The sequence below is a fragment of the Streptomyces sp. UF-297 genome (assembly GCF_058245575.1).
The window spans coordinates 57,495-65,175 of the sequence record NZ_JBSIBZ010000051.1; the positions used below are offsets into that span (position 1 = coordinate 57,495).

The 7,681-nt window shown below is 73.3% G+C and carries 7 protein-coding genes; 3 read left to right on the top strand and 4 right to left on the bottom strand.

Going from position 1 to position 7,681, the window contains the following annotated elements:
• Positions 1-197 precede the first annotated feature (197 nt).
• Complete coding sequence (gene nagA, locus AC4IJH_RS26070; RefSeq protein WP_490854291.1) at positions 198-1,385, bottom strand: N-acetylglucosamine-6-phosphate deacetylase; 1,188 nt, start codon at positions 1,383-1,385, stop codon at positions 198-200.
• Positions 1,385-2,317, bottom strand: coding sequence for an ROK family protein (locus tag AC4IJH_RS26075; protein WP_490854292.1), 933 nt, complete (start codon positions 2,315-2,317; stop codon positions 1,385-1,387). The genes nagA and AC4IJH_RS26075 overlap by 1 nt, the downstream gene beginning before the upstream one ends.
• 286 nt (positions 2,318-2,603) lie before the next feature.
• Between AC4IJH_RS26075 and AC4IJH_RS26080 the strand changes: the two genes are divergently transcribed.
• The 3 genes from AC4IJH_RS26080 (at position 2,604) to otsB (ending at position 5,144) form a co-directional block, all read left to right on the top strand.
• Positions 2,604-3,875 carry an ABC transporter substrate-binding protein gene (locus AC4IJH_RS26080; RefSeq protein ID WP_490854299.1) on the top strand — a complete coding sequence of 424 codons (1,272 nt, stop codon included), beginning with the start codon at positions 2,604-2,606 and terminating at the stop codon, positions 3,873-3,875.
• Positions 3,876-3,951: 76 nt separating this feature from the next.
• A complete protein-coding gene (locus AC4IJH_RS26085) occupies positions 3,952-4,212 on the top strand; it encodes a DUF3263 domain-containing protein (RefSeq protein ID WP_490854300.1) in 261 nt (86 codons plus the stop codon).
• Between the two features lie 77 nt (positions 4,213-4,289).
• Complete coding sequence (otsB, locus tag AC4IJH_RS26090) at positions 4,290-5,144, top strand: trehalose-phosphatase (protein ID WP_490854293.1); 855 nt, start codon at positions 4,290-4,292, stop codon at positions 5,142-5,144.
• Positions 5,145-5,159: 15 nt separating this feature from the next.
• Here otsB and AC4IJH_RS26095 read toward each other — a convergent pair whose 3' ends face one another.
• Together AC4IJH_RS26095 and AC4IJH_RS26100 are read right to left on the bottom strand one after the other, a co-directional pair.
• On the bottom strand, positions 5,160-6,005 hold the full coding sequence (locus AC4IJH_RS26095; protein WP_490854294.1) for a hypothetical protein: 846 nt from the start codon (positions 6,003-6,005) through the stop codon (positions 5,160-5,162).
• A 70-nt stretch (positions 6,006-6,075) separates the two neighbouring features.
• Entirely contained in the window at positions 6,076-7,551 is a 1,476-nt protein-coding gene (locus AC4IJH_RS26100; protein ID WP_490854295.1) for an alpha,alpha-trehalose-phosphate synthase (UDP-forming), read from the bottom strand.
• Positions 7,552-7,681: the final 130 nt, after the last annotated feature.

The following is a 7,681-nucleotide window of genomic DNA, read 5'->3' on the forward strand; positions in this document are numbered from 1 at the left end:
GCGAACGGGCGGTGTACGGGCACTGGACGGACAACTGCGCGAGCACGTACACGAGCGAGTGCGCGAGCGATCATGCCATTGCGAACGGCGGTTGGCCCAGACCCTGGGCCAACCGCCGTTCGGCGAAAGGGGACAAAGAAGGGGACAAAGGGAGCATGCGGCCGGGCCGCTCCGGTGGCGCGGCCCGGCGGCGCGGCTCAGGCCTGCGGCGGCCGGACCACCCACTCGCCCTTGCGCATCACACCGACCAGGTCGTAGCCGCCGTCCAGCACGACCAGGTCCGCGTCCTTGCCCGTCTCCAGGGAGCCGACGCGGTCCTGGATGCCCAGCAGCCGGGCCGGGTTGGCCGACAGGACCTGCACGGCCTGCTCGACGGAGATCCCGTCGACGGTCAGGGCGCGCTTGAAGGCGCGGTCCAGGGTCAGGGTGGAGCCGGCGATGGCACCGGCGGTCGGGCCGCTCGCGATCCGGGCCACGCCCTCCTTGACCTCGACCTCCATGGGACCCAGCGGGTACATGCCGTCGTTCATGCCGGCCGCGCCCATCGCGTCGGTGATGAAGGCGACGCGCTCGGCGCCCGCGCTGCGGAAGGCCAGCTCCAGTACGGAGGGGTGCAGATGCGTACCGTCGTTGATCAGCTCGACGGTGATCCGCTCGTCCTCCAGGAGGGCGGGGATGGGGCCGGGCGCGCGGTGGCCCAGCGCGGGCATCGCGTTGAAGAGGTGGGTGGCGACGGTGGCGCCCGCGTCGATGGCCTGGCGGGTGGCGTCGTACGCGGAGTCGGTGTGGCCGATGGCGGCGATCACCCCGGCGTCGGCCAGCAGGCGTACGGACTCCAGGCCGCCGGGGAGCTCCGGCGCCAGCGTCACCATCTTGGCGGCACCGCGCGCGGCGTCGACGAGCTTGCGCACATCGGCCGGGTCGGGGTCGCGCAGCAGCTCGGGCTGGTGCGCGCCGCAGCGGTGCGGGGAGATGAAGGGGCCCTCGAAGTGGATGCCCGCCAGCTCGCCCTGCTCGACCAGTTCGGACAGGACCGCGGCCTGCCGGGCCAGGTCGTCCAGGTCGCCGGTGACGGTCGAGGCGACGGTCGAGGTGGTGCCGTGGTGGCGGTGGGTCTCCACTACGGTCAGGCACTGCTCGGGGTCGGCGGAGGAGAAGGAGCCGCCGCCACCGCCGTGCACATGGATGTCGACGAAGCCGGGCACGATCAGATGGCCGGTCAGATCGAGCGTGGCGGCCTCCTGCGGCCGGTCCGCGGCGATACGGGAGCCCTCGACGGTGATCCGGCCGCCCTCCACGACGCCGCCCGGCAGCGCCACGCGGGCACCGGTCAGCACGGTCCGTCCAGGGCGCGGGGGCTGTCCCCCGGATTGTTGCGCTGCCATCAGGCGATTACCTCCGTGGAGAGAAGATCCCAGGCGAGCAGTCCTGCGCCCAGGCAGCCGGCGGCGTCCCCGAGCGCCGCCGGAACGATCAGGGGGAGACGCTGGAACGTAACGCGCTCGCGGACCGCTTCCCGCAGAGGCGCGAACAGCGTGTCGCCCGCCTCGGCGAGGCCGCCGCCGATGATCAGGGTGTGCGGGTCGAGCAGGGTCAGCCCGGTCACCAGCCCGTCGGCGAGAGCGGCGACGGCCTCGCGCCAGACGGCCAGCGCGCGCGGGTCGCCGGACTCCACGGCCTTGGCGGCGTCCGCCGCGGTGGCCTCCGGGTCCCCGCAGGCGGCGGCCCAGGCGCGGCCCACCGCGGCGGCCGAGGCCAGCGTCTCCAGGCAGCCGCGCTGTCCGCAGCCGCACTCGCGGCCGCCGGGCCGTACGACGATGTGGCCGATCTCGCCCGCGCTGCCGTGCGCGCCCGCCTCGATGCGGCCCCGGATGCCGATGGCGCCCGCGATGCCGGTGCCCAGGGGGACGAACAGGAAGCGGTCGGCGCCGCGTCCCGCGCCGATACGGCCCTCGGCCAGGCCTCCGGTGCGTACGTCGTGGCCCAGGGCGACCGGTACGCCGCCCAGGCGCTCGGAGAGCAGGGCGCGCATGGGGATGTCGCGCCAGCCGAGGTTGGCGGAGTAGACGGCGATGCCGCCGGCCTCGTCGACGATGCCGGGGACGGCGACGCCGGCCGCCGCCGCGGGGGAGCCGAACCGCTCGGTCCCCACGGCGCGCAGCTCGGCCGCGAAGTCGAGGATCGAGGCGATGACGGCCTCTGGTCCGCGCTCGCGGCCGGTGGCCCGCCGGGCTTCGTACAAGAGGGTGCCGTCCGCCCCGACCAGGGCGGCCTTCATTCCGGTGCCGCCCACATCCAGGGCGATGACGTGTCTCACGGGGACAGTTTCGCGCGAGGTGCCCTGAAAGGTCTAGTCCACTGTGTTTCCGGTACGGAAAGGCGGCGCCGCCCCCGCCCGCTTCGCGGGCCCATCCGGAGCTTGCCCGCAGCCGCCGTGACCTGCGCTTCGGCGGGGTGATACGGAAGCGATACCGGGGCCGGTGTGGACCTCGCAGCGGCGGTCGGGGAGACTCGCAGTTCATGCCGGTCACGATCGGTCCGGCGATGGCCTGGGGACATCCCCGGCAAGCATGGAACATTCAGGACAAAGGGCGGTAATGGCAGTGCAGCGGCGGTACTTGAGCCTGGCAGCAGCGGGACTCTCCACGGCCATGGCGCTGTCCCTGACCGCCTGCGGCAGCGGCAGTGGCAGCGGTGACCAGGTCACGCTCAAGCTCGTCGCGGCCAACTACGGCGACAGCGACGCCAACTCCTCCAAGCACTTCTGGTCCAAGCTCGTCAGCGACTTCGAGGCCAAGAACAGCGGGATCAAGGTCGACGTCGAGGTCTACAACTGGACCGAGGTCGACAAAAAGGTCGAGGACATGGTCAAGGCCGGCAACGCCCCGGACATGGCCCAGATCGGCGCGTACGCCGACTACGCCGCCGAGGGCAAGCTCTACAGCGCCGACCAGGTCCTCTCCATCCCCGTACAGGCCGACTTCACCACCTCCATGGCGGAGGCCGGGGAGTACAACCGCATCCAGTACGGCATGCCCTTCGGCGCCAGCACGCGGCGCCTGTTCTACAACAAGAAGCTCTTCGCCGAGGCCGGGATCGCCGACGGCCCGCAGAGCTGGGCCGACATCGCCAAGGACGCCGCCCTGCTGAAGGCCAAGGGCGTCAAGATGCCCTACGCGCTGCCGCTGGGCCCGGAGGAGACCCAGGCCGAGACCATGATGTGGCTGCTCAGCGGGGGCGGCGGCTACACCGACAGCATCGGCAAGTACACGATCGACTCCCCCGAGAACGTCAAGACCTTCACCTGGCTCAAGAAGGAGCTGGTCGGCAAGGGCCTGACCGGCACCGACCCGGCCAAGCTCGACCGCCAGAAGGCCTTCGACGCCTTCTCCAACGGCGAGGTCGGCATGCTCAACGGCCACCCCACCCTCATGCGCCAGGTCGAGGCCAAGGGCGTGGACTACGGCACCGTCGACCTGCCCGGCGTCAACGGCAAGTCCAAGACCACCATGGGCGTCGCCGACTGGATGATGGCCTTCAAGCAGAACGGCAACCGCGCCCCCATCGGCAAGTTCCTCGACTTCGTCTACAGCAAGAAGAACGTCGTGAAGTTCTCCGGCGACTACGGCCTGCTGCCGGTGACCGTCTCCGCCTCCCAGGCGATGCTCGCCGACGACAAGTACAAGAAGCTGCACAGCTTCCTGCGCCAGCTGCCCACCGCCGAGTTCTACCCGGCCGACAAGACCTCCTGGCCGCTGGTCAGCAAGACGCTCAAGGCGAAGATCGGGTCGACGGTCAAGCCCAACGGCAACCCGGCGGGTGTGCTCAGCGACATCCAGAACACCGCCGACGAGGCGGACAGCGCCGCCAAGTGACACGCGCACTCAGCGGCGCCGGGCCCCGCCGTACGCCTCGCGGACGCGCCGGGGCCGCGCTTATCGTGGGGGCGTGATGACGGGCGGCACCACGGGCGAGGGCGGCGGCATAGGGCCGCTGTCCGCCCAGGACGAGGCGGTGCTCGCCGTCGAGCGCCGCTCCTGGCCCGGCCCCGGCGCCAAGGAGCGCGCCATCCGCGAGCGCCTGGGTCTTTCGCCGACGCGCTACTACCAGCTGCTGAACGCCCTGCTGGACGACCCGCGGGCGCTCGCCCACGACCCGGTCACCGTCAACCGGCTGCGCCGCGTACGCGACGCCCGGCGGCAGCGGCGCTGAGGGGCCGCTCGCCCTTACGTGACGCATGCTTTCGTACACCGGGCGCATGCCCATGCTTCGCCGGTAGGGTCGAGCGCATGGGCAGCCCCCCGAAACCCTTGCCGACGCCTGCCACGCCCGCCGGCCGCGACGGCCTCGCCGCGCTGCTGGCCCGGCCCGAACGCGCCGTGGTCGCCCTCGACTTCGACGGCACGCTCGCCGAGATCGTCCCCGACCCCGAGAAGGCCCGCGCCCACCCCGGCGCCGTCGCCGCCCTCGCCCGCCTCGCGCCGCACGTGGCCTCCGTCGTGGTCGTCACCGGCCGCCCGGCCGGGGTCGCGGTCCGCCTCGGCGGCTTCGCGGGCGTGCCGGGCCTGGAACACCTCGTCGTCCTCGGGCATTACGGGGCCGAGCGCTGGGACGCGGTCAGCCAGACCGTACGCGCCCCCGCGCCGCACCCCGGCGTCGCCGCCGTACAGGCCGAACTCCCCGGCGTACTGGACAATTCCGGGTCCTGGCACGGCACATGGGTGGAGGACAAGGGCCGCTCCATCGCCGTGCACACCCGCCGCGCCCAGGACCCGCAGGCCGCCTTCGACCGGCTGCGCGCGCCGCTGTACGAGCTCGCCGAGCGGCACGGGCTGATCGTCGAACCGGGCCGCCTCGTCCTGGAACTGCGGCCCCCCGGCATGGACAAGGGCGTCGCGCTGGCCGACTACGTCCGCGAGAGCGGCGCCGCCTGCGTCCTGTACGCGGGCGACGACCTCGGCGATCTGGCCGCCTTCGCCGCCGTGGACAAGCTGCGCTCGGACGGGCTCGGCGGGGTGCTGGTGTGCAGCGGCAGCGCGGAGGTGGCCGAACTGGCCGACCGCGCCGACCTGGTGGTCGACGGGCCGGCCGGTGTCGTCGGACTGCTGGACGGCCTCGCCGGGCGGCTCACGCCCGCCGGCTGAGCCGCGCCGGCCGCCTCACTTCCCCTTGACCGACCCCCGCGGCGGCTTCTTGCCCTTGCCCCCCTTGGGCGGCTTGGCCCCGCTGCCGTCACTGTCGGGGTCGGCCCGCAGGCCCAGTACGGTCAGCGCCGTCGTCCAGTCGTGCGCGATCGCCCACTGGGCGTCCGCCAGCGTCGTCTGGCCCTTGCAGACCGCGGAGTTCAGGCGCGCCTCCACCGCGCCCTTGGGGTCGCGCGGGCCCTGCGCGGCGGGCGGCTGCACCCACAGGTTGCGCGCATCGTTGGGGTCGCCGCCCAGCTCCAGGCCGATGAGGTGGTCGTACCCGGCGGCGTCCAGCTCCCCCTTGAAGGCGTACGAGGCGGCGTTGGCGCTCTTCTCGCGGGCCAGGATGTCCGCGGGCGGGCGGATGCTCTGGGCGTACCCGGCCTTGCAGATGGTCTCCCGCACCGTCTGGCGGGTGACCTTCGGGTTGGTGCTGCCCGGCGTGCACGTGGGGTCGGGCAGCGGCTGCTTGTCGGTGCTGTCGCGGTAGCGGCAGCTGCCCGCCGCCGGCTGCTTCTGCACGGTGTACGGGGACTGCGGGCCCGGGCCGGCGGCTATGGTGCCGTCGCCCGGCGAGCCGCCCGGCGCGTTGCCCGGTGAGGACGCGCCCGGTGACGTACCCGGGGCGCCGGAGGAGGAGCCGGGGCCCGGAGCGGGCGCCGAGCCGCCGGGGGAGCCGTTCGGGGAGCCGCTGCGGGAGGCGGAGGGGGAGTCGGTGTCTGCGGCGGAGTCTGAGTCGGAGGAACAGCCGGCGATCGCCGTCACCAGGGTCACGGCCACGGCCGCGGCAAGTGCGGCCGTACGAACGGAAGTTGCCATATGTCCAGCTCTACCGTGTTCGCCCGGTGCATGACAGGGCGCACATCGCTTCCCGGGGGGCCGCGCGGAATCACTCCCCCAGCGCGCGCAGCTGCTCCAGGAACCACTGGGCCGGCGGCAGCGCGGTGGCGGCCGCGGCCAGGCGCTTGGTGCGCTCGGCGCGGTCGGAACCGTCCATCGTCAGGGCCTCGTGCAGCGCCTCGGCGGTGCCCGAGACATCGAACGGATTGACGGCGATCGCGTCCTCGCGCAGTTCCTCGTACGCGCCCGCCTCCCGGGACAGGACCAGGGCGCACCCCTCGTCGGAGACCACCGGGATCTCCTTGGCGACCAGGTTCATGCCGTCCCTGACCGGGTTGACCAGCGCCACGTCCGCCAGGCGGTAGGCGGCCAGCGAGCGCGCGAAGTCGTCCTTGACGTGCAGCACGACCGGCTGCCAGGACGGCGTGCCGAACTCGGCGTTGATCGCCTCGGCCTGCCGCGCGACCTCGGCGGTGTAGTCGCGGTAGACGGCGAGGTCCTGGCGCGAGGGGTAGGCGAACGCGATGTGCACGACGCGCTCGCGCCACTCGGGGCGTTCGGTCAGCAGCTCGCGGTAGGCCAGCAGCCCGCGCACGATGTTCTTGGACAGCTCGGTGCGGTCCACCCGCACGATCGCCTTGCGGTCCGCGCCGCCGATCTGCTCGCGCAGCGCCGCCATCCGCTCGGCCACGTCCGGGCGGTGCGCCCGCTCGCGCAGGAACTCCGCGTCCGCGCCCAGCCCGTGCACCCCGACCTCGGTGCTGCGGCCGCTGCCGGTGTGCACCAGGGCGTGGCGCCGCTCGCCGCCGGGCCGGGCCGGCGTCATCTCCTCGGGGAGTACGGAGGCGACGCAGCCCATGAACTCCTGCGCCCACCGCTCGGTCAGGAACGCGACCCGGTCGGCGCCGAGCATGCCCCGCAGCAACTGCCGCGCGATGTCGTCGGGCAGCACCGAGAAGTACTGCGGCGGCGCCCACGGCGTGTGCGAGAAGTGCCCGATGCGCAGATCCGGACGGCGCTCGCGCAGCATCCCCGGCACCAGGGCCAGGTGGTAGTCCTGGACGAGCACCGCCGCACCGGGCGCCGCCTGCTGGGCGAGCGCGTCGGCGAAGGCCGCGTTGTAGGCCTCGTACGCCGCCCACTGCGCACGGAAGTCCGCATCGAAGACGGGCTCCAGCGGGATCTGGTAGAGCATGTGGTGGACGAACCACAGCGCCGAATTGGCGATCCCGTTGTAGGCGGCGCTGAAGACATCGGCGGGGATGTCCAGCATCCGTACCCGCATGCCGCCGGTGTCGCCGGGGTCCAGCAGGCCCTCGCCGCGCCGCACTGCCTCGCGGTCGCCCTCGCCCAGCGCGGCGCATACCCACAGGGCATCGGCTTCGGGGCCGATGGCGCTGAGCCCGGAGACCAGCCCGCCCCCGCCGCGCTTGGCGGTCAGCTCCCCGCTGCCGCCGAGGGCGTAGGAGACCGGGCCGCGGTTGGACGCGACGAGAACCTGAGCGCCGGGGCGATCGGAGACCATGCCGCGAGACTAACCCGCGACAGATCCGCTCAAACGTACGGCCGGGGCACGCGTCTGGCCGGCGGCCGGCGCGGGCACCCGCACCGCCGCGCCGGCCGCCGGTCAGACGCGGCGCCCGCGGCGGGGGGGC

What these genes read in the sequence shown, in the direction of transcription:
- otsB (WP_490854293.1), top strand. Translation starts at nt 4,290, where the DNA reads ATGGGCAGCCCCCCGAAACCCTTGCCGACGCCTGCCACGCCCGCCGGC.
- AC4IJH_RS26095 (WP_490854294.1), bottom strand. Translation starts at nt 6,005, where the DNA reads ATGGCAACTTCCGTTCGTACGGCCGCACTTGCCGCGGCCGTGGCCGTG.
- AC4IJH_RS26100 (WP_490854295.1), bottom strand. Translation starts at nt 7,551, where the DNA reads ATGGTCTCCGATCGCCCCGGCGCTCAGGTTCTCGTCGCGTCCAACCGC.
- nagA (WP_490854291.1), bottom strand. Translation starts at nt 1,385, where the DNA reads ATGGCAGCGCAACAATCCGGGGGACAGCCCCCGCGCCCTGGACGGACC.
- AC4IJH_RS26085 (WP_490854300.1), top strand. Translation starts at nt 3,952, where the DNA reads ATGACGGGCGGCACCACGGGCGAGGGCGGCGGCATAGGGCCGCTGTCC.